We start from the raw sequence: 26,717 nt of genomic DNA on the forward strand, positions 1-26,717 counted from the left end.
GGGGCACTATGAACAAGACTATCCGTCAACTGGTTGCCGCCGTAGCCCTCATGGTTCCTGCTGTTGGTGCGTTTGCTGCGTCCGAAGGCCCTGCCCTGGAAAAAGCACCGATCAACATCCAGGATACCGAAAGCCTGCAGCGTGGCGCACAGACCTTTGTGAACTACTGCCTGTCTTGCCATTCGGCCAGCGCCATGCGCTACAACCGTCTGACTGACATCGGCCTATCCGAAGACCAGATCAAGTCCAACCTGATGTTTGCCACCGACAAGATCGGTGATCCGATGAACGTGGCCATGGACAAGAAAGATGCCAAGAACTGGTTTGGCGCAACCCCACCGGACCTGTCCGTGATTGCGCGCTCGCGTGGTGCTGACTACCTGTACGGCTACCTGCGTGGCTTCTACCGTGACCCTAGCCGCCCAACTGGCTGGAACAACCTGGTATTCGACAAGGTGGGCATGCCGCACATCCTGTGGGAATGGCAGGGTGAGCAAGAACTGCGTACCCATAAAGGCGCAGATGGCCACGAAGAAAAGAAACTGGAACTGGTGAAAGCCGGTACGCTGACCAAGCTGGAAAACGGCAAAGCTAACACCGCCGAGTTTGACAAGCGTATGGCCGACCTGACCAACTTCCTGGTCTACATCGGCGAGCCGGTGCAGGTGAAGCGCCATCAGGTGGGCTACACCGTGCTGCTGTATCTGTTCCTGCTGCTGTTGCCTTTCGCCTACTTCCTGAAAAAGGAATACTGGAAAGACATCCACTAGGTCATGTGCCGAGTGGGGCGACTTGATGCCGCCAGCAAAACCCCCTTCGCTTGCGAAGGGGGTTTTTTGTATCGGGAAACCCTATGCATGGTTTTACCCTGTTTTCCATCTTGTGCTGAATTGTTAATTTCTCTTTGTATTCATGGGCTTATGCAACTTTTGTGGAAAGTGGTGCGTCAAAGGTGCTAGAATTGCCCGTTATTTGATCAACAAGCCTGTTTAAGGAATGAATGCCTCATGATGACCCTTTACTCTGGTAGTACTTGTCCTTTCAGCCAACGCTGTCGCATCGTGTTGTTCGAGAAGGGCATGGACTTCGAGATCATTGATGTGGATATTCACAACAAGCCTGAAGATCTGGCCGTGATGAACCCGTACAACGAGGTTCCGGTGCTGGTGGAGCGCGACCTGATTCTTCATGAATCCAATATCATCAACGAATACATCGACGAGCGTTTCCCGCACCCACAGCTGATGCCAGCCGACCCGGTAATGCGTGCTCGCGCTCGTTTGTTCCTGTTCCGTTTCGAACAAGAGCTGTTTGTACACGTGAAAACACTGGAAAACGGCGCTAGCGGCAAAGAAGCCAACAAAGCACGCGAAGCCATTCGTGATGGCCTGGTGACGATTGCCCCGATTTTTGCCAAGCAAAAGTTCATGCTGGGCGACGAGTTTTCCATGATCGATGTGGCGATTGCGCCGCTGATGTGGCGCCTGGAGCACTATGGCGTGGATCTGGGCAAAAATGCAGCCCCTATTCTGAAGTATGCCGAGCGCCTGTTCCAGCGCCAGTCGTTTATCGACTCGCTGACGCCTGCAGAAAAGGCCATGCGCAAGTAATAGCGCCACCCGGCAGGCCGGCTGGGCACTCTGGCAGTTTTGCTGCCAGGTGGCCCGCTGGCCTGTTTTCATATTGCCAGCAGAGGAGTTCCCCATGACAACCAGTACCAGGCCCTATCTGATTCGTGCCATTCACCAGTGGTGTACCGATCAGGGGCAGACACCTTATATGGTGGTGTGGGTCGATGAGAACGTGCAGGTACCGATGGAGTTTGTGAAAAATAACGAAATCGTTCTGAATGTGGGCTACGGCGCGACACAGGGTTTGAGTATCGAGAATGACTGGATTTCGTTTTCGGCGCGTTTTGGTGGCATCTCGCGTGAAATCTGGGTACCGGTTGGCAATGTGCTCTCCATTTTTTCACGCGATTCTGGCGAAGGTATGGGGTTCGAGCTGGAAAAACTCGACGAAGCGGCAGAACGCCCATCGGCAGCACCGGCTGCGCCATTGGCTGCGGCGGACACCGCTGTGGATGGTGCGCCACAAGGTGCCAAGGTCATTACCTTTCCAGGGCGCCGTGGCTAGGCAGTGTGCCCATGAAAAAACCGCCCGGTAAGCCGGGCGGTTTTGTTTTGCGGCCAAGCTAACAGCTTGGCCGTGGTACTTACTCTACACGTTCGCCATGCAGCGCTACGTCCAGACCTTCGCGTTCTTCCTCTTCGCTTACGCGTAGTCCCATTACCATATCCAGCAGTTTCAGCAGGATGTAGGTGACGATGGCGCAATACACGACGGTAGCCACTACGCCAACGGCTTGGGTCATCAGGTTGCCTTCAACACCGCCGATTTCTTTTACGGCAAAGATGCCGGTCAGCAGGGCGCCAATAATACCGCCTACGCCGTGTACGCCAAAGGCATCCAGCGAGTCATCGTATTTCAGCATGTGCTTCAGCGAGGTGGCGCTCCAGTAGCAGACGGCACCCGAGATCAGGCCGATAGCCAGCGCGCCTTTGGCATCAACAAAGCCAGCGGCAGGGGTGATGGCGACCAGGCCGGCAACCGCACCCGATACGATGCCCAGTACTGAAGGCTTGCCTTTTGCGATCCATTCTGCAGCCATCCACGACAGTGCAGCCATACCGGTAGCCACCTGGGTTACCACCATGGCCATGGCGGCACGGCCATCCGCAGCGACTGCGGAGCCAGCGTTGAAACCGAACCAGCCAACCCACAGCATGGAAGCGCCTACCAGTGTCAGTACCAGGTTGTGCGGTGGCATGGCTTCGCGGCCAAAACCGACACGTTTACCCAGAACCAGCGCGGCAACCAAGCCTGCAATACCCGCGTTGATGTGTACAACTGTACCCCCGGCAAAATCCAGCACGCCGTGATCAAACATCCAGCCGCCAGGTGCCCATACCCAGTGAGCGACCGGGACATAAACCAGTAGAGACCACAGTGTCATGAACACCAGCATGGTAGAAAACTTCATGCGCTCGGCAAATGCACCAGCGATCAGTGCCGGGGTAATGATGGCAAAGGTCATCTGGAAGATCATGAATACCGCTTCCGGAATGGTGCCTGCCAGCGGGTGAACGGTCAGTTTGCCTTCATCTTTCAGGAAGAGCATGCCGTCCAGCAGGATGCGATCCAGACCGCCAATCAGGCTGTTGCCTGGTGTGAAAGCCAGGCTGTAGCCAACTACGGTCCACAGCACGGTCATCAGGGCGCAAATGGCAAAGCTTTGCATCAGGGTGGCCAGTACGTTTTTCTTGCGTACCATACCGGCATAGAACAGCGCCAGGCCAGGGATGGTCATGAATAGCACCAGTGCGGTAGCCGTCATCATCCAGGCTGTATCACCGGCGCTGATCGCCGTGGTTGCCACCAGGGTAGGGGCGCCATCAGCTAGCGCAGGGAAAGCGGTACACAGTGTGCCTAGTGCGGCTAGCGAGAGTAGTTTCTTGCTCATTTTCTTATCCTTTCAGCTGGGGCTTAAACGGCATCAGCGCCAGTTTCACCGGTACGGATACGAACCACTTGCTCCAGGTCGTATACAAAGATCTTGCCATCACCGATCTTGCCGGTGCGGGCAGCCGTTTCGATGGCCTCTACTACCTGATCCAGCTGCTCGTTGCTGATGGCAATTTCCAGTTTTACTTTGGGCAGAAAATCCACCACATACTCTGCACCACGATACAGCTCGGTATGGCCTTTCTGGCGGCCAAAACCTTTCACTTCGGTAACGGTAATACCTTGCACGCCGATGGCGGAAAGGGCTTCACGGACTTCGTCAAGCTTGAAGGGCTTGATAATGGCGCTGACCAGTTTCATGTTGGCTCCTTGGTGCTCAGTAATGAGTGAGTGTGACAAATTTGCCTATGCATGAACTGTGCCAGAATCGTATTTGTTTTATATTTCAAGCAATTGCCGCAGGCGGCTCATTTGTATTCGATATATTTCCGCGGGGCAATCAGGCTGATGAGGGGCTTGCCCGGTAATGGTGCGTTTGCGCTTATGCAGCGGCGGACGCTTTTTGCTAAACTGGCCGGCATTCATCATGCCAAAGTCAAGGCGCCATCATGCTTAGCCAGAAACTGTTCGACGAAATCAGCAACAAAATCTCCGAAACCATCGCCGCCAGCCCGGCAAAAGATCTGGAAAAAAACGTCAAAGCCATGATGGCTGCCACGTTCAGCCGTATGGATCTGGTGACCCGTGAAGAGTTTGATATTCAGCAGGAAGTGCTGGCACAGACGCGTGCCCAGTTGACCGAGCTGGAGCGCCGCCTGCTCGTGCTGGAAGCCCAGAATACCGCGCCCGCCAGCACAGATGCACCGGCAGAGCCTCTCTAGGCCTGCATGTCGCTCGCGGTCTGTTTGAGCCGCGCGCTTGCCGGCGTCAGTGCACCGGAAGTTGCTGTTGAGGTGCACCTGGCGAATGGCCTGCCCGCCTTTACCCTGGTAGGGTTACCCGATACCGAGGTGAAGGAGAGTCGCGAACGGGTGCGCGCCGCGATTATCCAGTCCGGCTTTGATTTTCCGGCCCGTCGTATTACGGTGAACCTGGCGCCTGCCGATTTGCCTAAAGAGTCGGGCCGTTTTGATTTGCCTATTGCCGTAGGCTTGTTGGCTGCGGATGGTCAGCTGCCTTTGCTGGCTTTGCCACAATACGAGCTTGCCGGCGAATTGGGCTTGGGCGGCGAGCTGAGGCCTGTTCGTGGTGCATTGGCCATGGTCGCCGCTGCACGTGGCAGTGGCAGGCGTTTTATCCTGCCCAGAATTAGTGCAGAAGAAGCTTCATTGGTGCAGGGCGTTGAAATTTACGCTGCTGATAGCCTGGTGGAAGTATGTGCCCATCTGGCGGGTATTAGCCAGCTTGCACTGTGTAGCTATCGCCCCGGCGGGCAAACCCCGCTGGTTTATCCGGACCTGGACGAGGTAAAAGGGCAGGGCCTGCCCAAGCTGGCGCTTGAGGTGGCTGCGGCGGGCGGGCACAGCCTGCTGATGCAGGGGCCGCCGGGTACCGGTAAATCCATGTTGGCCGCACGCTTGCCCGGTATTCTGCCGACCATGAGCCAGGATGAAGCATTGGAGAGTGCCGCAGTGCAGTCTTTGGGCAGCCAGGGGTTTGATGTGCGTTTATGGTGCATTCGGCCCTATCGCCACCCGCACCATACGGCTTCGGCCGTGGCGCTGGTGGGCGGCGGGCCAGATCCTCGACCAGGCGAAATCACCCTGGCGCACCACGGTGTGCTGTTTCTGGATGAGCTGCCAGAGTTTGATCGCAAGGTACTGGAGGTGCTGCGGGAACCTCTGGAGACCGGGGAGATTCATATATCGCGTGCGGCGCGCCAGGTGTGTTATCCGGCGCGTTTTCAGCTGCTGGCCGCGATGAATCCCTGCCCCTGTGGCTATCTGGGGCATGCGCGGCGTGCTTGTCGTTGTACGCCGGAGCAGGTTTTGCGCTATCGCGGTAAACTGTCGGGTCCTTTGCTGGACCGGTTTGATCTGATGGTAGAGGTGGGGTCGTTATCGCTGGATGAGCTGCAGACGCTACCAGCAGGGGAGTGTAGTGCCAAGGTGCGCGAGCGTGTCGATGCAGCCCGGCAGCGCCAGTGGCAGCGGCAGGGCAAGAGCAATGCCAGTTTGCATGGTGCCGAGTTATCGTTGCATTGCGCCTTGCCACCAGAATTACAGCAGCAGCTGAACCAGCTGCTGGAAAAGCTTGATCTGTCTGCCCGTGCGTACCACCGCGTTTTGCGTGTGGCCCGTACCCTGGCAGATCTGGCGGGAAGCCAGGAGTTGTCACGCCAGCATATCTTGCAGGCGGTGCAGTTCCGGCGAGGGTTGGCCGGTTTTGGTGCGAACAAATAACCAGCTTGGCAAGATTAAAATCAATATAGTGGGCTTATGAGTAACAGAGATTTGAAGCACGCCACCCGTTCGGGGGGGCGAAGTGCACCAGCTGGCAAGCGTGGTGGCGGTTTGATGACGGGTGTGCTGGTAGGGTTGATTGTGGGTGTGGGCATTGCTGTCGGCATGACCATGTACCTGAACCGTGCTTCTACGCCTTTCAGTAATCTGGAAAAAATGCAGGGCAAGGAGGAGGCGTCCTTGCCTGCGGCCGAGCTGCTGGAGCCCGGTGCCAAACTGGCGACTACGACGGCGCCGGTACCCGCCCCTGTGCCCTTGCCTGCAGCGGTGCCGCCCGCTGTGCCCGCCTCGGCGCCGGTTGCGGTTGCGCACGCCAAACCTGCCCCGGCAGATAGTGATGGTCAGCGTTTTGACTTCTACAAGATTCTCCCCGGCCAGCAAGAAGCCATTCAACAGGATGGCAAATCCGCCGAAGCTGCCACGCCGGTGCAGGCTCCAAGGCTGTTCCTCCAGGCTGGTGCGTTTCAGTCGGAAGGCGATGCAGACAATATGAAGGCAAAGCTGGCACTAATGGGCGTAGAGGCCAAAATCCAGTCGCTGAATTTGCCGGAAAAGGGTTTGGTGCACCGGGTGCGTATTGGCCCGTTTGAGCGCCAGGAAGATGTTGATGCGCTAAAGGCCCGCCTGCGTCAGGAAGGTGTCGATGCATCGCTTGTGAAATTACCTGCCAAATAAGACGAAAGACCTGTCATGAAGAAGTGGTTGCTTGCTCTGATGTTTACCCTTACCGGTTTTGCCCATGCCGCTATTGTGGAGGGTAAAGACTACGTTGTACTGCCAAAGCCCCAGCCCGTGGCGACACCGGGCAAAGTGGAAGTGATCGAGTTTTTCTCGTATCACTGCGTGCATTGTTTCCATCTGGAGCCGGTGTTGGCACCTTGGGCTAAAAAGCTGCCTGCCACAGTGAGCTTCCGTCGCGAGCAGATTGTGTGGGGCGCGCAGATGGAGCCGCTGGCGCGGCTATTTGCCACGGTTAACGCGACCAAAACCATGGAGAAGCTGCATGCACCCGCACTGAAAGCCATGGTAGAGCAAAAAATCAACCTGGCTGACGAAGCCGCCCTGGCCAAGTGGCTGGCCACGCAGCCTGGTGTGAACGTGCCTGCCTTCATGCAGACGTATAAATCTTTTGGTATTAATGCCCAGGTTGGCCGCGCCAGTAAAATGACCCGCGATTACGCCATTCAGGGGACGCCCACCATTGTGGTGGCTGGCAAGTACGCCACGATGGCGGCCGAGCCTGCCCGCTTGCTGCAAGTGGTGGACGAGCTGATCGTTAAGGCCCGCGGCAAGTAAGCCTGCGGCGTCATAACAGGCCGCCCGGTGATGGGCGGCCTGTTTTCTTTACTTTAAGTACAAAAGGTTTTCTGTGGATTTTCTATTGCTAGCCAAGGCGCTGCTCTTGGGCATTGTCGAGGGGGTGACCGAGTTTTTACCGGTCTCCAGTACCGGCCATTTGATCGTGGTGGCTGACCTGATCAATTTCCAGAACGAAGGCAAGGTATTTGAGATTGCCATCCAGTTTGGTGCCATTTTGGCCGTACTGTTTCAATATCGGGAGCGTTTTGTCTCGCTGGCCACCGGTATCACCCACGATGCCAAGGCGCAGCGTTTTGCGGCCAACTTGTTTATTGCTTTTCTGCCCGCCGCGGTGATGGGCTTGCTGTTTATCAAACAGATCAAGTTTTACCTGTTTAACCCGCTAAGCGTCGCCACAGCGTTGATTATCGGTGGTTTTGTGATTCTGCTGGCCGAGCGGCGTCAGCAGGTGGCGCGGATTCATAGTGTGGATGAGATCCGTGGCCGCGATGCGCTGAAGGTGGGGTTGGCGCAGGTGGTGGCCATGATACCGGGCACGTCCCGCTCTGGCGCCACCATTATTGGCGGTATGTTCTTTGGTCTGGACCGCAAAGTAGCGGCCGAGTTTTCGTTCTTCCTGGCCGTGCCAACCATGTTCGCCGCGACCGTGTACGACCTGTACAAGCACCGCGACCTGCTCTCCATGGCCGACTTCCCCATGTTTGCCGTGGGCTTCGTGGCGGCCTTCCTGAGTGCCCTGCTGGCGGTGCGTACGCTGGTCAAGTTTGTGGCCAACCATACCTATGAAATCTTTGCCTGGTACCGTATTGCGTTTGGTCTGGTGATTCTGGTGACATGGCATTTTGGCCTGGTGGCCTGGCACGTATAAAAAAGCTTGACGCTATTATAGAGATCGTCTATTATGCGTTCTCTCTGTCGCGGGATGGAGCAGTCTGGTAGCTCGTCGGGCTCATAACCCGAAGGTCGTAGGTTCAAATCCTGCTCCCGCAACCAAGTTTCAAAAAAGCCGTCAATCATTGATTGACGGCTTTTTCATTTGCGCGTGACGGTCATGCGCGGATGCCTTGCAAACAAAACCCCTTTCAGCGTGAAAGGGGTTTTGTGTTTGCTGGCTACCGCACCGCCGTGCAGGCGGCGGCCAGGTAGCATCAGATGCGGCGAGCCAGCTCTTCTGCCTTGCCCAGGTAGCTATCCGGGCTCAGGGCCAGCAGGCGTACTTTCTCGGCTTCCGGAATCTCCAGGCCCTTGATGAAGGCGGCCAGGGTGTCACGGGTGACGCCGTCTTTACCACGGGTCAGCTCTTTCAGCTGCTCGTACGGGTTAGGTACACCGTAGCGGCGCATCACGGTCTGGATCGGCTCTGCCAGCAGCTCCCAAGTGGCGTCCAGGTCGGATGTCAGCATGGCCGGGTTGATTTCCAGCTTGTTCAGGCCTTTCATCAGTGCTTTGAAGCCCAGCAGGGTGTAGCCAAAGCCCACGCCCATATTGCGCAGCACGGTGGAGTCGGTCAGGTCACGCTGCCAGCGCGATACCGGCAGCTTTTCTGCCAGGTGTTGCAGGATGGCGTTGGCCAGGCCAAAGTTGCCTTCCGAGTTTTCGAAGTCGATCGGGTTTACCTTGTGCGGCATGGTGGAGCTGCCCACTTCGTCCTTCTTCACTTTTTGCTTGAAGTAACCCAGCGAGATGTAGCCCCAGATATCGCGGTCCAGGTCGATCAGGATGGTGTTCACGCGGCTCAGGGTCTGGTACAGCTCGGCCATGTAGTCGTGCGGTTCGATCTGGATGGTGTACGGGTTGAAGGTAAGGCCCAGGCCGCTGACGAAACGGCCTGCCAGGCTTTCCCAGTCTACATTCGGGTAGGCCACGATGTGGGCGTTGTAGTTGCCTACGGCGCCGTTGATCTTGCCCAGCAGTTCCTGTTTTACCAGCTGTTCGCGCTGGCGCTTCAGGCGGTAAACCACGTTGGCCAGCTCTTTACCCATGGTGGACGGGGTGGCAGGTTGGCCGTGGGTGCGGCACATCATCGGGATGGCTGCCTGGTCGTGGGCCAGCTGGCTCAGCTTGGTGATGACTTCGTCCAGCGCCGGCAGCATCACGGTGTTACGCGCGGTTTTCAGCATCAGCGCGTGGCTGAGGTTGTTGATGTCTTCCGAGGTGCAGGCGAAGTGGATGAACTCGCTGGCGGCCATAACTTCCGGGTTGCCGGACAGGCGCTCTTTCAGCCAGTACTCAATGGCTTTTACATCGTGGTTGGTACGTGCTTCGATGGCTTTCACTTCTTCGCCATGCTGGATGGAGAAGTTGGCGATGACATCGTCGATTTCACGGATGGTGGCGTCAGAGAACGGCTTTACCTCCTCGATGCCCGGCTCGGCAGCCAGCATTTTCAGCCACTCCAGCTCTACCTTGATACGGGCTTTCATCAGGCCGTATTCGGAGAAGATGGTACGCAGCGGTTCGGCTTGGCCGGAGTAGCGGCCATCGAGCGGGGAGAGGGCGGTCAGCGTGGTCAGGTTCATCACTCAGTGCTTCCAGGTTGCTGGCCAGCGCGGGCTGGCCGGTTGCTTCAAAAAGAAATCTTCTGTGCTGGCTCAGGCTGCCAGCCGGCGCGCAATGCCTGCGGCCAGGGTGTCTGCCGCTTCCGGTTTGAAGCGGAAGAACAGCTCGGGTTCAATCATTTCCAGTTCCATGATGGCCAGTTGGCCGCGGTTGTCGCGCACCATGTCCACCCGTGCATACAGTACGTCAAACGGTACGGCGGCGACGGCGGCCTCGGCAAAGCGGATTTCCTCGGCGCTGGCTTCGTAGCGGTGCACGGTGCCGCCGTGGTCGTCCTGCACGCGGAAATCGCCGGCTTTGGCGGTCTTGCGGATAGCGTGCGTGTACTGGCCATCGATGACCATCAGCGATAGCTCGCCCTGGCTCAGGATGTCGTGCTGGAACGGTTGCAGCATCATGGCTTCCTGCTGCACCAGCTCGGCAAACGTACACTCCAGCGCGGCAGCCCCGTCGGTTTGCAGCCGGTAGGTGTGACGCGCAGCGCCGGAAATCACCGGTTTGAGGATGACGTCTGGCCAGCTGCTATCGGTAATTACTTGTGCCAATGTGCGCTGGTCGCCCACTTCGATATAGCAGGTGGGCACGGTATTGATACCGGCTTGTTGCAGGTCAGCCAGATAGTGTTTGTCGAGGTTCCAGTGAATCAGCCCGGCCTCGTTGAACAAACGGGTAGTCTGGCTAACCTTGGCTAGCCAGGGGGCAAACTCGTCAAAGCGGTGGAAGTAGTCCCAGGTGGTACGAAACACGGCGGCACGGCATTGTGCCCAGTCATAGCCGGGTTCGGCCCAGTCTTTGCGGCCAACCTTTAGCCCCTGCTTGTCCAGTGCGCTGGCCACCAGGCCGTCTTCCAGGTGTACCTGGCGGCTGTACCAGTCTTGCTCGTCCAGTGCGAGCAGGGCGTTGTCGGTAAGTACGACGATATCGAATTGCATCGGCTAGCTTTCTGCTACACATGAAAAACGGGCGTACACGACGCCCGTTGCTAACGATTACATGCCCGGCAGCATGCCTTTCATGCCCTTCATCAGTTTCATGATGCCGCCTTTGGAGGAAAAGGCTTTCATCATTTTCTGTGTCTGCTCGAACTGAGCCAGCAGGCGGTTTACTTCTTGTACTGACACACCGGAGCCGGTGGCGATGCGGCGTTTGCGGCTGGCTTTGATCAGCTCTGGCTTGCGGCGCTCTTCCATGGTCATCGAGTTGATGATGCCCTCGATGCGGCGCATGGATTTCTCTGCCTCGGCACCTTGCACGCCTTTGGCCAGCTGGCCGATTTCACCCGGCATTTTTTCCAGCAGGTTGGTCATGCCGCCCATTTTTTTCATCTGCTGCATCTGGGCTTTGAAGTCTTCCAGGTCGAAGCCTTTGCCGGACTTCAGCTTTTTCGCCATCTTGGCGGCTTCGTCCTGGTCTATGCCTTTCTGTACGTCTTCAATCAGCGACAGTACGTCACCCATGCCCAGAATGCGGCTGGCCAGACGGTCGGGGTGGAAGGGCTCCAGACCGCTGATTTTTTCGCCCACACCAATGAATTTGATCGGCTTGCCAGTGATGTGGCGTACCGACAGCGCCGCACCACCGCGCGAGTCGCCGTCCATTTTGGTCAGCACCACGCCGGTCAGCGGCAGGGCTTCGTTGAATGCCTGCGCCGTGTTGACGGCATCCTGGCCCTGCATGGCATCTACCACAAACAGGGTTTCAATCGGCTTCAGGAAGGCATGCAGCTCTTTGATTTCGGCCATCATGGCTTCATCAATGGCCAAGCGGCCGGCGGTATCCACCATCAGCACGTCAAAGAAGTGGCGTTTGGCGTAGTCCAGTGCCGCCTGGGCAATGGCCAGCGGCTTTTGGTCGCCGGCGGAGGGAAACCACTCTACGCCCACTTGCTCGGCCAGGGTTTTCAGCTGCTCGATGGCTGCCGGGCGGTAGACGTCGGCAGAGACCACCAGGATCTTTTTCTTCTGGGTGTCTTTCAGCAGTTTGGACAGTTTGCCCACAGTGGTGGTTTTACCGGCACCCTGCAAGCCCGCCATCAGGATAATGGCGGGCGGCACGGCGGCCAGGTTCAGCGCATCGTTCTTCTCGCCCATCAGTTTGACGAGCTCTTCATTCACCACGCCGATCAGCGCCTGGCTTGGGGTCAGGCTGCCCAGGACTTCCTGGCCCAGCGCCCGTTCCTTGACCTGGTTAATGAAGGTTTTTACCACTGGCAGGGCGACATCGGCCTCCAGCAGGGCCATGCGCACTTCGCGCAAGGCGTCTTGTATATTTGTTTCCGAGATCCGTGCCTGACCGCGCAAGGTTTTCAGCGCACTGGTGAGGCGTGAGGTAAGGTTGTCAAGCATGGGATATCCTTATGGTCTGCCAAGCACTCCCGGCTTGGTGTAGACTTCTGCAATCGTTCATTTTACCACGACCCGGTTCCGGTTCGTTGAGCTCCCACATTCCATGAGCGGATTCCTCTTCATTTTGCTAATTCTGCTGGCCTGCGGTTACCTGGGGCTGTCCTGGCATTTCCTGGCGCACTGGCGTGGCGTAGCGTCCTGGCAGCGCCAACCGGTTGTCGAGCATTCGCTGCTGGGCGTGCTGTTACTCATGCACGCGGCGATTCTGGCCATGCCGGTGCTGCAGGACGGCGGCGTGCGTTTGGGCGTCGGGTCGGTGTTGTCCCTGCTTGGCTGGATCATGCTGCTGATTTTCTGGACGGGCAGCTACTTTGCCCGCATGGAAGGGCTGCAGATCTTCCTGGTACCGCTGGCTGCTATCGGCATCCTGATGGCCGAGGTATTGCCTATACCCCATATCCTTTACGCTGTTGATAACCTGGCCTTCATGCTGCATCTGCTCGTGTCGCTGCTGGCGTATAGCCTGTTTGCCATTGGCGCCATGCTGGCAGTACTGATGTTGCTGCAGGAGCGTGCCTTGCATCATAAGCGTTTTGCCCTGGCCAGACAGATGCCCCCCCTGCTGGTGCTGGAAAACCTGATGTTCCAGACACTGGGTACCGGTTTTATCCTGTTGACCCTGAGCCTGGTCAGTGGCGTGTTTTTTGCCGAAGAGGTATTCGGCAGGGCTGTGCCAATGAATCACAAGGTGATCTTCGGTTTCCTGTCGTGGCTGGTGTTTGGCAGCCTACTAGTTGGCCGCAAGCTACATGGCTGGCGAGGCAGGCTAGCGATTCGCTGGACGCTGGCAGGTTTTGCACTGTTACTTTTTGGCTATATCGGTAGCAAGATTGTTCTGGAGTTTGTTTTACATCGCTATTGAGCTTTTGGCATATTGGGTCAGCGGCAGGCATCTGTGCCGTAATCACATGTTTCTATAAGGAGTAGTTATGAAGAAATGGATTATTGGCCTGTTTGCCATGTTGATGTCGGTAGCTGCCCTGGCCGCAGTGAACGTGAATACGGCTACTCAGCAAGAGCTGGAAACCCTCAAAGGCATTGGTCCGGTGAAAGCCAAGGCCATCATTGACTACCGTAGCAAGAACGGTCCGTTCAAAAGCCAGGCTGACTTGGTGAATGTGCCAGGCATTGGCGAGAAGACGGTAGAAAAGCTGAAAGCTGACCTGGCTGTGAGTGGTAGCACCAATACGGCTGCTGCCAAAGTAGCTGCCAAAGGTGCTGCCACTACTGCTACACCTGCTACAGCACAACAAACAGCCAAGCAGGCCAAGGCAGCAGCAAAAGCAGCTCCTGTGCCGGGAGCGCCAGCTGCGCCAGCCCCTGCTGCCAAGAAGCCTTGATCAACGTACTGCTTGGTCTGTGTAATGAAAAAGCCCGGTTCGCCGGGCTTTTTCATTACACAGACCAGCAGCGTAGTCTGCGCTAGTCTTGTTTGCCAAATAACACCAGCGCACGCTCGCGCTGCATGGCGTGATCCACAATCGGTGCCGGGTAAGTTTGGCCCAACACGAAACCAAGCGGTAGCTGTTTGGCCAGCCATGGCGCGTGGATACTCTTGTTATCCAGTGCGGCCAACTGTGGCAGGTAGCGCCGGATAAATTTCCCCTCCGGGTCAAATTTTTCCGATTGGCTTACCGGGTTAAAAATGCGGAAATACGGCTGGGCATCGCAGCCGGTAGACGCTGCCCACTGCCAGCCACCATTGTTGGCCGCCAGGTCGAAATCCATCAGCTTCGCCGCAAAGTAGGCTTCGCCTTGCCGCCAGTCTATCAGCAGGTCTTTTACCAGGAAGCTGGCCACAATCATGCGTAGCCGGTTGTGCATATAGCCGGTCTGGTTTAGCTGGCACATGGCAGCATCCACAATCGGGTAGCCGGTACGCCCCTCGCACCAGGCCTCGAACCAGTGCGGCTCGCCCGGAAACTGTAGTGTGCGGTACGCAGGCTTGAAGCTTTCTGTGGCCGCTTGCGGGTAGTGCCACAGCAGCTGTTGGTAAAACTCGCGCCAGATCAGCTCGTTGAGCCAGCAGCCTGCGCCCTCGTTTTCTTGTGAAATCGCCAAAGACACTGCTTCACGTACCGACACGGTACCAAAGCGCAAATGTACCGACAGGCCGGATACGCCGGCTTCGCCCGGAAAATCGCGCAGGGTATGGTAGTGCGGCAGTTTGCGGGCAAAGCGGGCCAGCAAACCTAGCCCGGCTTCGCGCCCAGGTTTGGCCGCAGGGGTGATCGATGCTTCACCAAAGCCTAGTTCGCTCAGCGTGGGCATTGGGGATGTTGCTTCCCCAGGCCTGCTCCACTGTGCTTTGCCCGTATCGGGGTAGGGTAGGGCGAGGCCGCTATGAAAGCGCTTGCGCCAGGCACGCATATACGGCGTGAACACCGTATAGGGTTTGTGTTGGCCGGTCAGTAGCTCGTCGCATTCAAAGATGACCTGGTCTTTACACAAAACCAGCTCGCTACCCGCAGTCATCAGGCTGTCTGCCACCTGCGCGTCCCGGCTACGTGCATAAGGCTCGTAATCGCGATTGGCGTAAACGTGCTGGCAGCCAAGCGCTAGCGCCTGGGCGGGTATCAGCACAGCCGGATCGCCGTGCAACACTAGTAGATCACCCCCACGCGCTTGCAGTGCCTGTTTGAGCTCGCCAACGGCATGGTGGATAAAACCCAGCCGCGCATCATCCCGCGGCAGCTGGGCCAGTATCGTGCTGTCAAATACGAATACGCCATAGAGTACGTCAGCGTGATTGCCTGCCTCCAGCAGCGCAGCGTTATCAGACAGACGGAGGTCGCGCCGGAACCAGACTAGTGATTTCGATAGAGTCATGTTGGATTGATCTTGTGTAGAAAACACAACAGCTTGTCCTGTGTGTGTTTTTTCTGTTGCTAGTGTACCACTATCGACAATTGGGTAATTTCTATTAAAAACAATAGGTTGTTGTGGTTTTCTTGGTTGTATACAAACTGCAGTGACCAAAAAAACCTCACTAAGGCTTTGTTTTTTTGCAACGATGCATTTATATTCCAATCCAGATACCGCCGGTTAACCGGTGGTCAAGACAGCCCGCCCGGCACCCACAAAACGTGCCGGCTACTCATCGGGCAGTGTACATGACCTCGAAAGGAACACACATGAAGAAGCTGATCGTACTGGCTACTCTGGCTGCTCTGCCGGCTGCTGCAATGGCTGACGTAACTATCTCCGGTAACCTGGCTGTTGGTATTGTTAACACCAAAGAAACTGGCAAAGGTTCCATCAATACCGAAAACCGTACCAACGGCGAAATCAAATTTGCCGGTTCTGACGACCTGGGTAACGGCCTGAAAGCTGTTTGGCAGATCGCCAACCGTATCAACCTGGCTGATGCTACCGACTCCAATCGTGGCAACCAGTGGGCTGGTCGTGACTCTTTCGTAGGTCTGGATGGTTCCTTTGGTCGCATTACCATGGGTAACATTTACCTGATGCCAAACTCTGGCGCCATGGCCATCTTCGAAAACAACAGCGCGACCTTCAAGTCTGATCTGTATGACCAAGGTGATCGTGTAAACAACACCGTTTCCTACAAAGCACCGGTTATTGCTGGTCTGAGCGCTACCGTTCAGCACTCTTTCGGCTCCAGCTCCGCCAATGAGCAAGCTAAGCAATACGCTGATGCTGTAAGCCTGGCTTACGAGATTGGTGGTGTTTCTCTGTCTTACGACACCGTGAGCGAGAAATTGAATGCTCAAGGTCAGAAGAAAAAACTGCACGAGCTGAATGCTTCCGTTGCAGTAGACGCACTGACCCTGCAAGCTGGTTACGCACGTGGTAAGGATCAAAGCACCGACACCAAGCGTAATGGCTGGGGTCTGGCAGCTTCCTACGCCATGGGCAACGTTACTCCGAAGCTGGGTTACTGGCGTGAAGGCGATTCCAAAACAGGCAGTGCTACTGCTAACGACGGTCACAAAGCTTACGCTGTTGGCGTAGAGTATGGCCTGTCCAAGCGCACCCGTACCGGTGTTGAATTTGCCAAAGCTAACTTCGATGCTGCTGGTAAAGCTGACGTTCGTACCGCTACCGTTTACCTGGGTACCAAGTTCTAATCGTTTCTTGCAAACGGTTTGACTGTAAAAAGGCTGCTTCGGCAGCCTTTTTTTATTGCTAAGCCGGGTTGGCTTTGCAGTAAAGTACATAATGCGTGCTGATGCATGGCGACTTCGGCCGTATAATTGGCTTAACTCACTTTCAAGTACTGATGTCTATGGACGCTGCTTCGATTTCCGGTCTCGGTCGTGCTTTGGTGCAAAGCGAACATCTGCTGCTGCAGGATGCTGAAAGTATCCAGCGCCAGGCGCAGGCATCCGGTATTACCTTTGTCGAGCAACTGGTACTCAGCAAGAAGCTGACGCCGCTGGTGATCGCCAAATTTGCTTCCAGCATGTTCGGTTTACCCCTGCTGGATTTATCTACCGTCAGTAGTGACAGCCTACCCAAAGGGGTGGTGGATGATGAGCTGGTGGCGGGCAAGCGCTTATTGCCACTTTATAAGCGCGGTACGCGTTTGTTTGTCGGCACCTCCGACCCCACGCAGACTGCAGCGTTTCATGCCATTACCTTCAAGACCGGGCTGACCGTCGATGTGGTGGTGGTGGAAGACGACAAGCTGGGCAAGCTGGTTGGCCGCTACAGCGAGAATGCTGCGGTAGCCGCGTTCAACAGCATGGCGGCGGACGAGTTTGGCGAGCTGGAAATCGCCGACCCGGATACCGAGGCGGTACCGGATGGCATGCCGGACGTAGACGATGCGCCGGTGGTGAAGTTTGTGAACAAGATTTTGCTGGATGCGATTAACGGTGGCGCCTCGGATATCCATTTCGAGCCCTACGAGCGCTTTTACCGTGTGCGTTACCGTATTGATGGCAACTTGAAAGAGATCGTGCAGCCGCCGCTGTCGATCAAAGAGAAGATCGCCTCGCGTATCAAGGTGGTCTCGCGCATGGATATTTCCGAAAAGCGCGTACCGCAGGATGGCCGCCTGAAACTGAAGATTTCCAGTACCAAGGCCATTGATTTCCGGGTTAGCACACTGCCTACGCTGTATGGCGAGAAAATCGTGATGCGTATCCTGGACGCCTCGGCTGCCTCGCTGGATATCGAGCAGCTAGGCTTTGAGCCCAGCCAGAAAGCGCTGCTGCTGCGTGCCATCGAGCGGCCCTACGGCATGGTGCTGGTAACCGGGCCGACGGGTAGTGGTAAGACGGTTTCCCTGTATACCTGTCTGAATATCCTGAACAAGCCCGATACCAATATTTCTACCGCAGAAGACCCGGTGGAGATCAACTTGCCAGGCATCAACCAGGTGAATGTGAACGAGCGTGCGGGTCTGACCTTCGCCTCGGCCTTGCGCTCATTCCTGCGTCAGGATCCGGATGTGATCATGGTGGGTGAGATTCGCGACTTTGAAACAGCGGATATTTCCATTAAAGCCGCCCAGACCGGCCACATGGTGTTTTCCACCCTGCACACCAATAATGCACCGGCTACGCTGACCCGCTTGTTGAACATGGGCGTCGCCCCCTTCAATATTGCCAGTTCGGTATTGCTGATCATGGCGCAGCGTTTGGCGCGCAAGCTGTGCACCCATTGCAAAAAGCCGGTGGATATCCCGCATGAGGCGCTGCTGCGTGCCGGTTTCGCCGAAGAAGAGCTGGATGGCAGCTGGCAGCCTTATGGCCCGGTGGGCTGCGACGAGTGTCGTGGTTCCGGCTACAAAGGCCGAACCGGTATCTATGAAGTGATGCCGATTACCGATGCCATGGTGCGTTTGATCATGTCGGACGGTAACGCTATCGACATTGCAGATCTGGCCAAAAAAGAGGGCATGGTAGATTTGCGTCACTCTGGCTTGCTCAAGGTCAAGCGGGGTGTGACCTCGTTGACCGAAATTGAAGCCGTTACCAACGAATAACAGAAAGTAAACCGGCACTATGGCGGAAGCTGCACTGAAAAAGCCCTCTTCGGCGATCTGGAACTGGGAGGGCAAGGACAAGACCGGCAAGGTGATCCGGGGTGAGATTCGTGCCGAGTCCGAGACGGTGGCCAAAGCGCAGCTGCGCCGCCAGGGCATCAATGCCACCAAGGTCAGCAAGAAACGGGCGGGTTTTGGCAAGCGTATTACCGAGCGGGACGTGGCCCTGTTTACCCGGCAGCTGGCCACCATGATGAAAGCCGGTGTGCCGCTGTTGCAGGCGTTCGACATTAGCGCCAAGGGGCACAGCAACGCGGCTTTTACCAAGATTTTGCTGGATGTGCGTTCCGAGGTGGAAACCGGTAGCAACCTGGCAGATGCCTTTCGCAAATACCCGGTGTACTTCGATAGCCTGTTTTGTAATCTGATCGCGGCCGGTGAAACTGGTGGTGTGCTGGACTCGCTGCTGGACAAGCTGGCGACTTACAAAGAAAAGATCATTGCCATCAAGGGCAAGATCAAGTCGGCAATGATTTACCCCTCGGCCATTATCGTGACCGCCTTTGTGATCACTGCCGTGATCCTGATCTATGTTATCCCCGCGTTTAAAGAGCTGTTCTCCAGCTTTGGTGCCGATTTGCCGGGGCCAACCCAGCTGGTGATCTGGCTGTCTGACTTGTTTGTCGAGTATTGGTGGCTGATTTTTGGCGGGATAGGCGGCACCATCTGGGGGCTGGTAACGGTGTATAAGCGCTCGCCGTCCATGCAGGTCAGCGCAGACCGCTTGCTGCTGCGCGTACCCATTATTGGCGATATCGTGCGTAAAGCCACCATCGCGCGCTGGTCTCGTACCCTGTCTACGCTGTTTACCGCCGGTGTGCCTTTGGTGGAGGCGCTGGATTCGGTGGCCGGTGCGGCGGGTAACCAGGTGTATGCAGACGCGACCAAAATTATCCAGGCCGATGTCAGTGCCGGTTCTACGCTGAATTTTTCCATGCAGCGCAGCAACCTGTTTCCCAATATGGTGCTGCAGATGACTGCTATCGGCGAGGAATCCGGTGCGCTGGATGACATGCTGGACAAGGTGGCCGACTTTTATGAAGAAGAAGTCGATAACGCGGTAGCGGCGCTGTCCAGCCTGCTGGAGCCCATGATCATGGTGATTCTGGGCGTGCTGATTGGTGGCCTGGTGGTGGCAATGTACATGCCGATTTTCAAGATGGGTCAGGTGGTGGGCTAATGCTGGATGGACTGATGTTATTGCCCGCTGCGTGGCAAGTGGCCTTTGCGCTGGTGCTGGGTTTGCTGGTGGGCAGTTTTCTGAATGTGTTGATACACCGCTTGCCATTGATACTGGAGCGCCAGTGGCAGCAAGAGTGTGCGGCCTTGCAGGGCCAGGCGCCACCGGCTGCGGCCAACTACAACCTTTTTTATCCGCCCTCCGCCTGTGTGCATTGCCACGCCCCTATCCGTGCCTGGCAGAACATCCCGGTGCTGAGCTACCTGTGGCAGCGCGGGCGCTGTGCCAGCTGTGGCGGGGCCATTGCGTGGCGCTATCCGCTGGTAGAGCTGGTAGCCGGCGTGGTGTTTGCTGCTTTTGCCGCGCAGCTGGGGCTGGGCTGGCCATGGTTGGCCGCATGTTGCTTCAGCATGCTGCTGCTGGCGCTGGCGCTGATCGACGCCAAGACACAATTGCTGCCTGATGACCTGACGCTGTTGCTGTTGTGGGCGGGCTTGCTGTTCAGCCTGCTGGGGGTGACGGTGCCTCTAGCCGATGCAGTGGTGGGGGCCATGGCCGGGTATCTGACCCTGTGGGGCATTTACTGGCTGTTCAAGCTGGCTACCGGTAAAGAGGGCATGGGCTACGGCGACTTCAAGCTGTTGGCCGCACTGGGGGCCTGGCTGGGCTGGAGCATGCTGCCACTGGTTGTGCTGCTCTCCTCGCTGGTAGGCGCGCTGTTTGGCCTGCTGCTGATGGCGCTACAGCGCCACGATCGTGGCCAGGCCATGCCGTTTGGCCCTTATCTGGCGGCGGCCGGCATGATTGCGTTCGTGTGGGGCAAGCCGATTGTGGCTTGGTATACCGGTGCCTAGCCCGGTAGTGGGGCTGACTGGCGGCATTGGCTGTGGCAAAAGTGCTGTAGCCAGGCTGTTTGCCGGGCATGGCATCCCCTGCGTGGATACCGATACCGTTGCCCACGCGCTGACCGCGCCGGGTGGTGCTGCCATGCCGGCCATTGTGGCGGCATTTGGTGCCGGTATGCAGCAGGCTGACGGTGCGATGAACCGCGCAGCCATGCGCGAGCTGGTGTTTGCCCAGCCAGCACAGCGGCAGGTGCTGGAAGGCATACTGCACCCGATGATCCATGCCGAAAGCCTGCGCCAGCTGGCACAGCTGTCGGCACCTTACTGCTTATTGGCGGTACCTTTATTGTTTGAAAGCCAGCGCTACCAGCAGCTTATCGCCCGCAGTTTGTTGGTAGATTGCGCAGTGCCCACACAAATTGAACGGGTTATGGCGCGCAATGGCATGACCGAGGCGCAGGTGCGTGCCATCATTGCAGCACAGATGGGCCGGGAGCAGCGTATGGCCCTGGCGGACGATGTTTTACCCAACGATGGCGATCTGGCCGAGCTTGCGCTTCTAGTCGCTGCCAAACATCGTTATTATCTAGCCTGCTTTGGCATTGCCGATCCGGCATGACATTTAATCAACGGACAGCTGCTGTGACCAGTTTCGAGTTTCCCTTAGTAGAACGTACTCGCACTTTGCTTCGACTGGAGCAGGTATACCAGCGTCTGGTGTTTTTCATTGCCCAGCAAGAAAGCTATGCGCACCATGCTGCGCTGATGTCGCTGTTCGAGGTGCTGGAGGCTGCCGGGCGTACCGAGCTGAAGTCTGACCTGCTGCAAGAGCTGGAGCGTCAGAAGCTGAACCTCGAATCGCTGCGTGATAACCCGGTTGTGCAGCAAGAAGCGCTGGAATCGCAGCTGGAAGAGATCGAGCGCACCATGAGCAGCCTGCTGGAGATCACCGGCAAGTTTGGCCAGCACCTGCGCGAGAACGAATGGCTGATGGCCATCAAGCAGCGCTCTGTGATTCCTGGCGGTACCTGCCAGTATGATCTGCCGTCGTACCACTTGTGGTTGCAGCATGATAGCGAGCAGCGCCGTGCAGACCTGCAGCGCTGGGCTGCGCCGCTGATGCCCACGGCCGCTGCGGCCAACATTCTGCTTAAACTGCTGCGTGATAGCGGTAAAACCCACCCCTACACCGCCCGGCGCGGCGCGTTCCAGCAAATGTCCGGCGGCAAGGTCGTGCAGCTGATCCGTGTGGGTTTCGACCGTAGCTTGCAGATCGTGCCGGAAGTATCGGCCAACAAATACGCCATCAATGTCCGTTTCATCCATGCTGCCACCGGCGAAGTGCGTTCGCGCCAGGTAGAGGATGATGTGGATTTCTCCCTGACCTATTGCAAGTTTTGACCATGACAACAACACGTACCGTGGCCTGCCCGCAGTGCAAGGCAGCTGTGCCGTGGGGGCCGCAAAGCCCGTTCCGCCCCTTTTGCAGCGAACGCTGCCGCTTGATAGACCTGGGCCAGTGGGCCAACGAAGAATACCGCGTGCCGGTGTCCGGCGATGACCCGATGAAAGAGCTGGACTCGCTCTAGGCTGTATTGTGCCGCACAAAAGCAAAAGCGCTGCCCAGGCAGCGCTTTTTTCATGGCTGGCCAGATGCGGCCAACCTCAGGTACGCGCGATGACCGCGCCCTGGGCAAAGTAGGTGCGTACGCCGGACATGATGGCCTCGGCCATGTCCTGCTGAAACGCCGGGTCTACCAGCTTGCGCTCTTCTTCCGGGTGGCTGATGAAGGCCGTTTCTACCAGGATGGAGGGAATATCCGGCGCCTTCAGCACGGCAAAACCGGCTTGTTCTACCTTGTCCTTGTGCAGCTTGTTCAGGCCGCCCATTTTGCCCAGCACGGCTTTGCCCAGCTTCAGGCTGTCGTTGATGGTGGCAGTCTGGGTCAGGTCGAACAGGGTGTGCGCCAGGTATTTGTCCTTGCCGGCAATTTTTACCCCGCCAATCATGTCGGCATCGTTCTGTGTTTTGGCCAGCAGGCGCGCCATGGTACTGGTGGCGCCGTTTTCCGACAGGGCAAATACCGATGAGCCGCGCGCGGTGCGGTTTTCTACCGCGTCGGCGTGTACCGAGATAAACAGGTCGGCGCCGATCTTGCGCGCTTTGGCCACGCGCACGCCCAGCGGCAGGAACACATCCTCGTCGCGCGTCAGGTAGGCTTTCATGTTCTTTTCGGCATCCACCAGCTTTTTCAGCTGACGGCTGATGCGCAATACCACGTCTTTTTCACGTGTGCCGCTGGGGCCTACCGCGCCAGGGTCTTCGCCGCCGTGGCCCGGGTCGATCATGATCACCACCGGGCGGGCCGGGTCGGTCTTGCCCTTGTTGCCGCGCGGGGCGTTGTTGTCCAGCTGGCCTTTGTTGTAGTCCTGCAGCAGGGCCAGCAGCGGGTCATCCTGCTGCGCGTTGGACGGGTACAGGTCAACTACCAGGCGGTGCTGGTATTCGCCCACCGGTTTGAGCGAGAAAATCTGCGGCTTTACCTCGTTGCGCAGGTCCAGCACCAGGCGCACGGTGTTGCCGTTGAACTGGCCGGCGCGTGCCGTGCGGATAAACGGGTCGGCAGACTGGATCTGGCCACCGATGTCTTGCAGTACGCCGGTGAGCTGCACGTCTTCCAGGTCGATGACCAGGCGGTTCGGGTTGGCCAGGGCAAAGTGTTTGTAGCGGATATCGCTACCCGCCTCGATGGTCAGGCGGGTATAGGTAGACGATGGCCACACCCGTACTGCCACGATCTGGCTGCTGGCAGCCAGGCCGGCACGGCTGACGGTGAGCAAAAAGGTGGCCGCTGCCGCGCCGATCAGCTTGCGGCGCAGTGCGTCATGAAGTGCTTGAGACATACGTGTCCTGTTTCACTGTGGGCATGAAGGCGATAACTGCGACCATCGCCATCCACACTAAGTTTCAGTACCAGATCCGGCTCTGGCAGTACCCCGCTGGCTTTGTCGGGCCATTCGATAACGCAGACGGTATCGTCGGCAAAGTAGTCGGCAAAGCCGGCGTCGTACCATTCTTCCGGGTCGTTAAAGCGGTACAGGTCAAAATGGTGCAGGGTGAGTGCAGGCAGCGGGTAGCTTTCTACCAGGGTATAGGTCGGGCTTTTTACCCGCCCGCTATAGCCCAGGCCCTGCAGCAGGCCGCGCGTGAACGTGGTTTTGCCTGCGCCCAGGTCGCCATCCAGCTGCAGCTGCAGCCCGCCAGACAGTGCACCGGCTAGCTGACGGCCCAGCTGCAAAGTAGCGGCTTCATCGGCAAGGTAGCCGGCGCCGACACTGGTATCATCCGTTGCCATGAGTGGAATATCCTGTAAAAACGAGAATTATCGCTATTTGGCCAGCCAAATCAAGCAGTGGGCGCAGGACCTGGGCTTTGCCGAGGCGCGCATCACGCGGGCGGCGCTGCCACCCGAGGCCGAACAGCAGCTGGCCGGCTGGTTGGCCGCAGCTTATCACGGCGAGATGGACTACATGGCACGCCATGGTGCACTGCGGGTGCGCCCGGCCGAGCTGGTACCGGGTACCCTGCGCGTGATCAGCCTGCGCATGCACTATTGGCCGCAGCCGGCCGCCGATGCCGAGGCGGTATTGCAGCAGCCGGGGCAGGCCTATATCTCGCGCTACGCGCTGGGGCGTGACTATCACAAGGTGCTGCGTAACCGGCTGCAGAAGCTGGCAGAGCAGATCAGCGCGGCGGTGCCCGAGCACCAGTTTCGCGTGTTTACCGATAGCGCACCGCTGGCCGAGGTGGCGCTGGCGGCGCAGGCAGGGCAGGGCTGGCGCGGCAAGCACACCCTGCTGCTTAACAAAAAGCAGGGCTCGCTGTTTTTCCTGGGCGAAATCCTGACCAACTTGCCCTTGCCGGAAGACCCGTCAGAAGAGGGGCACTGTGGCAGCTGTACCCGCTGTATCGATGCCTGCCCCACCGGGGCGATTGTGGCGCCGTATACCGTGGATGCGCGGCGCTGCATTTCTTACCTCACCATCGAGCTGAAAGGCGCCATCCCCGAGCCGCTGCGCCCGCTCATCGGCAACCGCATTTATGGCTGCGACGACTGCCAGCTGGTGTGCCCGTGGAACCGCTTTGCCGTGCCTACCGCCGAGGCCGACTTTGCCGTACGCCATGGCCTGGATGCAGTCAGCTTGCTGTCGCTGTTTGCCTGGCGCGAGCAAGACTTTCAGCAGCGCATGGCGGGCAGCCCGATTTACCGTATCGGTTACAGCAAGTGGCTATCCAATATTGCCATTGCGCTTGGCAATGCCCCGTACAGCGCAGACATTGTGGCTGCACTGCAACAGCAGAGCCAGGCAGAGGAGGGGGTGCTGCGGGAGTCGGTGCAGTGGGCGCTGCAGCAGCAGCGTGGCAGGGCGCCAAAGGCGTAAGGTTGGCCGCATGCGGCCAACCTGGGTATTACAGGGCTTTGGTGAAGTGAAACGAAGAAATCACAAAGCCCAGGCGGAAGTACAGCTTGTGCGCCTGGGTACGCCAGGTGCCAGAGTCCAGCACGATATAGCTACAGCCTGCTGCCTTGGCACGCGCTTCGCACCAGGCTAGCAGCTGGCTGCCCACGCCTTGCGAGCGGGCGGCCTCGTCGGTAACCAGGTCGTCCACGTACAGCCGCAGGTCTTCGTAGGTATTTTCGTACAAGCGGTACAGCGCCAGGCCCAGTGGCTGGCCCTGGTCGTTACACGCCAGCACCAGGCGGGCGCCGTAGCGGCATACGCGCTGCATTTTTATCAGGTAGGCCACGCCTTCTTCCGGCAGCATGGGGCGCAGCTGCCGGTGCAGTGCCGCTGCACTTTGCAGCAGCTCGGGCTCGATGATCTGCCCTGCGTCATCCGTCAGCGGGATAAGCTGCAGGCTGCCCATATCAAGCTTCGCGCGACGGGGCGATCACCAGCGACTCACCTTCCAGGATGGCTTTGCCCTTTACCAGGCAGACGGTAGCAAACTTCACACGCTTCTTGACGGGGTCCAGCTCGGTTACCGTCACGCGGGCGGTGACGGTTTCGCCAATCTTCACCGGCGCTTTGAAGCGGGTAGATTGCGACAGGTAAATGGTGCCGTTGCCCGGCAGGCGGGTGCCCACTACGGTAGAAATCAGGCTGGCGGTGAGCATGCCGTGCGCGATGCGGGTCTGGAACATCGAGTTTTCGGCGTATTCCTGATTGATGTGCACCGGGTTGTCGTCACCGGATACCGCGCTGAACATCAGGATGTCGGCTTCGGTAATGGTTTTGGCGTACTCGGCGGTGTCGCCAAGCTTGATGTCTTCGAAATAAACTGTCATGAAAACTCCTTTGCGGGCTGCTGGTTGCAGCGCCAGCCCACTGCCGGCACTGCTTTTGCGATGTTCCTGCCTGTTTTTCTGCTTATGACATGCTCAATATTGCGCTGCATTCTGACACGCTTTGCCCCAAATGCAAATTACGGGGAAATGGCGTAATATCTGCACACCCCTGTTGTACTGCATTTTTATTGTCGTCAGTCTACCAATTAAACGCTCGTTTGATTAAAGTGTGGTGCTAGCATCAATAAAGCGCCTGCTGCAGTATCGGCGAGTCGTTGAAACCTGAAGAGTCTGCTGGAGGAATATGAAAGCTCTAGTCGCTGTGAAACGCGTTGTCGATTACAACGTGAAAGTGCGCGTCAAAGCCGATGGCACGGATGTGGATGTGGCCAACGTCAAGATGTCGATGAACCCGTTTGACGAAATCGCCGTGGAAGAGGCTGTACGCCTGAAAGAGGCCGGCAAGGTTTCCGAAATCGTCGTGGTATCCATGGGTGTGAAGCAGTGTGAAGAAACCCTGCGCACTGCCCTGGCCATGGGCGCCGACCGTGCCATTCTGGTAGAAACCGACGCCGAGCTGCAGCCGCTGGCCGTGGCCAAGCTGCTGAAAGCCGTGGCCGACAAAGAGCAGCCACAGCTGCTGATCGTGGGCAAACAGGCGATCGACGACGATGCCAACCAGACCGGCCAGATGGCGGCCGCCCTGCTGGGCTGGGGTCAGGGTACGTTTGCCTCCAAGGTAGACGTGGCTGCAGAAACCATCGACGTTACCCGCGAAGTGGACGGCGGCCTGGAAACCATCAAGCTGCGCCTGCCAGCCGTGGTGACCACCGACCTGCGCCTGAACGAGCCGCGCTACGTGAAGCTGCCAAACATCATGGCCGCCAAGAAAAAGCCGCTGGATAAAACCACCCCGGCCGACCTGGGCGTAGACGTGACCCCGCGCCTGAAAACCCTGAAAGTGGCCGAGCCAGCCAAGCGCTCCGCCGGTATCAAGGTTGCCAATGCTGCCGAGCTGGTAGCCAAACTGAAAAACGACGCAAAGGTGCTGTAA

29 protein-coding genes and 1 tRNA gene are annotated in these 26,717 nt (G+C 57.7%); 20 read left to right on the top strand and 10 right to left on the bottom strand.

Annotated elements, in window-relative coordinates:
• The first annotated feature begins 8 nt into the window (after window positions 1–8).
• The 3 genes from FLQ44_RS18355 (at window position 9) to FLQ44_RS18365 (ending at window position 2,136) form a co-directional block, all read left to right on the top strand.
• Complete coding sequence (locus tag FLQ44_RS18355) at window positions 9–770, top strand: cytochrome c1 (protein ID WP_147695514.1); 762 nt, start codon at window positions 9–11, stop codon at window positions 768–770.
• A 237-nt stretch (window positions 771–1,007) separates the two neighbouring features.
• Window positions 1,008–1,610: a glutathione S-transferase N-terminal domain-containing protein gene (locus FLQ44_RS18360; protein WP_026108187.1), complete on the top strand. Its 603-nt coding sequence runs from the start codon at window positions 1,008–1,010 to the stop codon at window positions 1,608–1,610.
• Window positions 1,611–1,704: 94 nt separating this feature from the next.
• Entirely contained in the window at window positions 1,705–2,136 is a 432-nt protein-coding gene (locus FLQ44_RS18365) for a ClpXP protease specificity-enhancing factor (RefSeq protein WP_147695515.1), read from the top strand.
• 79 nt (window positions 2,137–2,215) lie between these two features.
• Here FLQ44_RS18365 and FLQ44_RS18370 read toward each other — a convergent pair whose 3' ends face one another.
• Entirely contained in the window at window positions 2,216–3,523 is a 1,308-nt protein-coding gene (locus tag FLQ44_RS18370; RefSeq protein ID WP_147695516.1) for an ammonium transporter, read from the bottom strand.
• A 23-nt stretch (window positions 3,524–3,546) separates the two neighbouring features.
• A complete protein-coding gene (gene glnK / locus FLQ44_RS18375; protein ID WP_017510221.1) occupies window positions 3,547–3,885 on the bottom strand; it encodes a P-II family nitrogen regulator in 339 nt (112 codons plus the stop codon).
• Window positions 3,886–4,133: 248 nt separating this feature from the next.
• Here glnK and FLQ44_RS18380 point away from each other — a divergent pair, with 248 nt between their 5' ends.
• From FLQ44_RS18380 to FLQ44_RS18405, 6 genes are all read left to right on the top strand, one after another.
• The gene (locus FLQ44_RS18380) at window positions 4,134–4,406 is read left to right on the top strand and encodes an accessory factor UbiK family protein (RefSeq protein WP_147695517.1); all 273 of its coding nucleotides are present in this window, start codon (window positions 4,134–4,136) and stop codon (window positions 4,404–4,406) included.
• Window positions 4,407–4,412: 6 nt separating this feature from the next.
• Window positions 4,413–5,927, top strand: a complete 1,515-nt coding sequence (locus FLQ44_RS18385) for a YifB family Mg chelatase-like AAA ATPase (RefSeq protein WP_147695518.1) — start codon at window positions 4,413–4,415, stop codon at window positions 5,925–5,927.
• 114 nt (window positions 5,928–6,041) lie between these two features.
• Window positions 6,042–6,662 (top strand): SPOR domain-containing protein, encoded by a 621-nt coding sequence (locus FLQ44_RS18390; protein ID WP_147695519.1) that lies wholly within the window; start codon window positions 6,042–6,044, stop codon window positions 6,660–6,662.
• Between the two features lie 15 nt (window positions 6,663–6,677).
• Complete coding sequence (locus tag FLQ44_RS18395) at window positions 6,678–7,283, top strand: thiol:disulfide interchange protein DsbA/DsbL (protein WP_147695520.1); 606 nt, start codon at window positions 6,678–6,680, stop codon at window positions 7,281–7,283.
• Between the two features lie 73 nt (window positions 7,284–7,356).
• The gene (locus FLQ44_RS18400; protein WP_147695521.1) at window positions 7,357–8,175 is read left to right on the top strand and encodes an undecaprenyl-diphosphate phosphatase; all 819 of its coding nucleotides are present in this window, start codon (window positions 7,357–7,359) and stop codon (window positions 8,173–8,175) included.
• A gap of 48 nt (window positions 8,176–8,223) precedes the next feature.
• Window positions 8,224–8,300 (top strand) — tRNA-Met (locus FLQ44_RS18405).
• Between the two features lie 155 nt (window positions 8,301–8,455).
• Here FLQ44_RS18405 and purB read toward each other — a convergent pair.
• From purB to ffh, 3 genes are all read right to left on the bottom strand, one after another.
• On the bottom strand, window positions 8,456–9,826 hold the full coding sequence (gene purB, locus FLQ44_RS18410) for an adenylosuccinate lyase (RefSeq protein WP_147695522.1): 1,371 nt from the start codon (window positions 9,824–9,826) through the stop codon (window positions 8,456–8,458).
• A gap of 72 nt (window positions 9,827–9,898) precedes the next feature.
• Window positions 9,899–10,798, bottom strand: coding sequence for an ATP-grasp domain-containing protein (locus tag FLQ44_RS18415; RefSeq protein ID WP_147695523.1), 900 nt, complete (start codon window positions 10,796–10,798; stop codon window positions 9,899–9,901).
• 57 nt (window positions 10,799–10,855) lie between these two features.
• Window positions 10,856–12,211, bottom strand: coding sequence for a signal recognition particle protein (gene ffh / locus FLQ44_RS18420; RefSeq protein ID WP_147682553.1), 1,356 nt, complete (start codon window positions 12,209–12,211; stop codon window positions 10,856–10,858).
• A gap of 103 nt (window positions 12,212–12,314) precedes the next feature.
• On the opposite strand from ffh, the gene FLQ44_RS18425 reads away from it, so the two are divergent.
• Both FLQ44_RS18425 and FLQ44_RS18430 read left to right on the top strand, forming a co-directional pair.
• Complete coding sequence (locus FLQ44_RS18425; RefSeq protein WP_170253032.1) at window positions 12,315–13,133, top strand: cytochrome C assembly family protein; 819 nt, start codon at window positions 12,315–12,317, stop codon at window positions 13,131–13,133.
• A gap of 67 nt (window positions 13,134–13,200) precedes the next feature.
• A complete protein-coding gene (locus FLQ44_RS18430) occupies window positions 13,201–13,611 on the top strand; it encodes a ComEA family DNA-binding protein (protein WP_147695524.1) in 411 nt (136 codons plus the stop codon).
• An 82-nt stretch (window positions 13,612–13,693) separates the two neighbouring features.
• Here FLQ44_RS18430 and FLQ44_RS18435 read toward each other — a convergent pair whose 3' ends face one another.
• Window positions 13,694–15,100: a cryptochrome/photolyase family protein gene (locus FLQ44_RS18435; RefSeq protein WP_147695525.1), complete on the bottom strand. Its 1,407-nt coding sequence runs from the start codon at window positions 15,098–15,100 to the stop codon at window positions 13,694–13,696.
• Window positions 15,101–15,405: 305 nt separating this feature from the next.
• Between FLQ44_RS18435 and FLQ44_RS18440 the strand changes: the two genes are divergently transcribed.
• From FLQ44_RS18440 to yacG, 7 genes are all read left to right on the top strand, one after another.
• Window positions 15,406–16,362 (top strand): porin, encoded by a 957-nt coding sequence (locus FLQ44_RS18440; protein WP_170253033.1) that lies wholly within the window; start codon window positions 15,406–15,408, stop codon window positions 16,360–16,362.
• Window positions 16,363–16,514: 152 nt separating this feature from the next.
• Window positions 16,515–18,227, top strand: coding sequence for a type IV-A pilus assembly ATPase PilB (gene pilB / locus FLQ44_RS18445; protein WP_439144950.1), 1,713 nt, complete (start codon window positions 16,515–16,517; stop codon window positions 18,225–18,227).
• A gap of 19 nt (window positions 18,228–18,246) precedes the next feature.
• Window positions 18,247–19,467, top strand: a complete 1,221-nt coding sequence (locus FLQ44_RS18450; RefSeq protein WP_147695527.1) for a type II secretion system F family protein — start codon at window positions 18,247–18,249, stop codon at window positions 19,465–19,467.
• Window positions 19,467–20,321 (top strand): prepilin peptidase, encoded by an 855-nt coding sequence (locus FLQ44_RS18455; protein WP_147695528.1) that lies wholly within the window; start codon window positions 19,467–19,469, stop codon window positions 20,319–20,321. The genes FLQ44_RS18450 and FLQ44_RS18455 overlap by 1 nt, the downstream gene beginning before the upstream one ends.
• Window positions 20,314–20,931 carry a dephospho-CoA kinase gene (coaE, locus tag FLQ44_RS18460; RefSeq protein ID WP_170253034.1) on the top strand — a complete coding sequence of 206 codons (618 nt, stop codon included), beginning with the start codon at window positions 20,314–20,316 and terminating at the stop codon, window positions 20,929–20,931. The genes FLQ44_RS18455 and coaE overlap by 8 nt, the downstream gene beginning before the upstream one ends.
• Window positions 20,932–20,954: 23 nt before the next feature.
• Complete coding sequence (gene zapD / locus FLQ44_RS18465) at window positions 20,955–21,713, top strand: cell division protein ZapD (RefSeq protein WP_147695529.1); 759 nt, start codon at window positions 20,955–20,957, stop codon at window positions 21,711–21,713.
• Window positions 21,714–21,715: 2 nt separating this feature from the next.
• Window positions 21,716–21,901 (top strand): DNA gyrase inhibitor YacG, encoded by a 186-nt coding sequence (yacG, locus tag FLQ44_RS18470; RefSeq protein WP_147682559.1) that lies wholly within the window; start codon window positions 21,716–21,718, stop codon window positions 21,899–21,901.
• Between the two features lie 76 nt (window positions 21,902–21,977).
• Here yacG and FLQ44_RS18475 read toward each other — a convergent pair whose 3' ends face one another.
• Window positions 21,978–23,216 carry an N-acetylmuramoyl-L-alanine amidase gene (locus FLQ44_RS18475; protein WP_147695530.1) on the bottom strand — a complete coding sequence of 413 codons (1,239 nt, stop codon included), beginning with the start codon at window positions 23,214–23,216 and terminating at the stop codon, window positions 21,978–21,980.
• Window positions 23,177–23,668: a tRNA (adenosine(37)-N6)-threonylcarbamoyltransferase complex ATPase subunit type 1 TsaE gene (gene tsaE, locus FLQ44_RS18480; RefSeq protein ID WP_147695531.1), complete on the bottom strand. Its 492-nt coding sequence runs from the start codon at window positions 23,666–23,668 to the stop codon at window positions 23,177–23,179. Before tsaE ends, FLQ44_RS18475 begins: the two co-directional genes overlap by 40 nt.
• A gap of 37 nt (window positions 23,669–23,705) precedes the next feature.
• Between tsaE and queG the strand changes: the two genes are divergently transcribed.
• Window positions 23,706–24,755 (top strand): tRNA epoxyqueuosine(34) reductase QueG, encoded by a 1,050-nt coding sequence (gene queG / locus FLQ44_RS18485; RefSeq protein WP_240801341.1) that lies wholly within the window; start codon window positions 23,706–23,708, stop codon window positions 24,753–24,755.
• A gap of 28 nt (window positions 24,756–24,783) precedes the next feature.
• On the opposite strand, the gene FLQ44_RS18490 is transcribed toward queG, so the two are convergent.
• Window positions 24,784–25,242 carry a GNAT family N-acetyltransferase gene (locus FLQ44_RS18490; RefSeq protein WP_206208981.1) on the bottom strand — a complete coding sequence of 153 codons (459 nt, stop codon included), beginning with the start codon at window positions 25,240–25,242 and terminating at the stop codon, window positions 24,784–24,786.
• A gap of 1 nt (window position 25,243) precedes the next feature.
• Window positions 25,244–25,663: a MaoC family dehydratase gene (locus FLQ44_RS18495; RefSeq protein ID WP_147695533.1), complete on the bottom strand. Its 420-nt coding sequence runs from the start codon at window positions 25,661–25,663 to the stop codon at window positions 25,244–25,246.
• A 304-nt stretch (window positions 25,664–25,967) separates the two neighbouring features.
• Here FLQ44_RS18495 and FLQ44_RS18500 point away from each other — a divergent pair, with 304 nt between their 5' ends.
• Window positions 25,968–26,717, top strand: a complete 750-nt coding sequence (locus tag FLQ44_RS18500) for an electron transfer flavoprotein subunit beta/FixA family protein (protein ID WP_017508248.1) — start codon at window positions 25,968–25,970, stop codon at window positions 26,715–26,717.

It is taken from the genome of Vogesella mureinivorans (genome assembly GCF_007644035.1).
GTDB classification, from domain to species: domain Bacteria; phylum Pseudomonadota; class Gammaproteobacteria; order Burkholderiales; family Chromobacteriaceae; genus Vogesella; species Vogesella mureinivorans.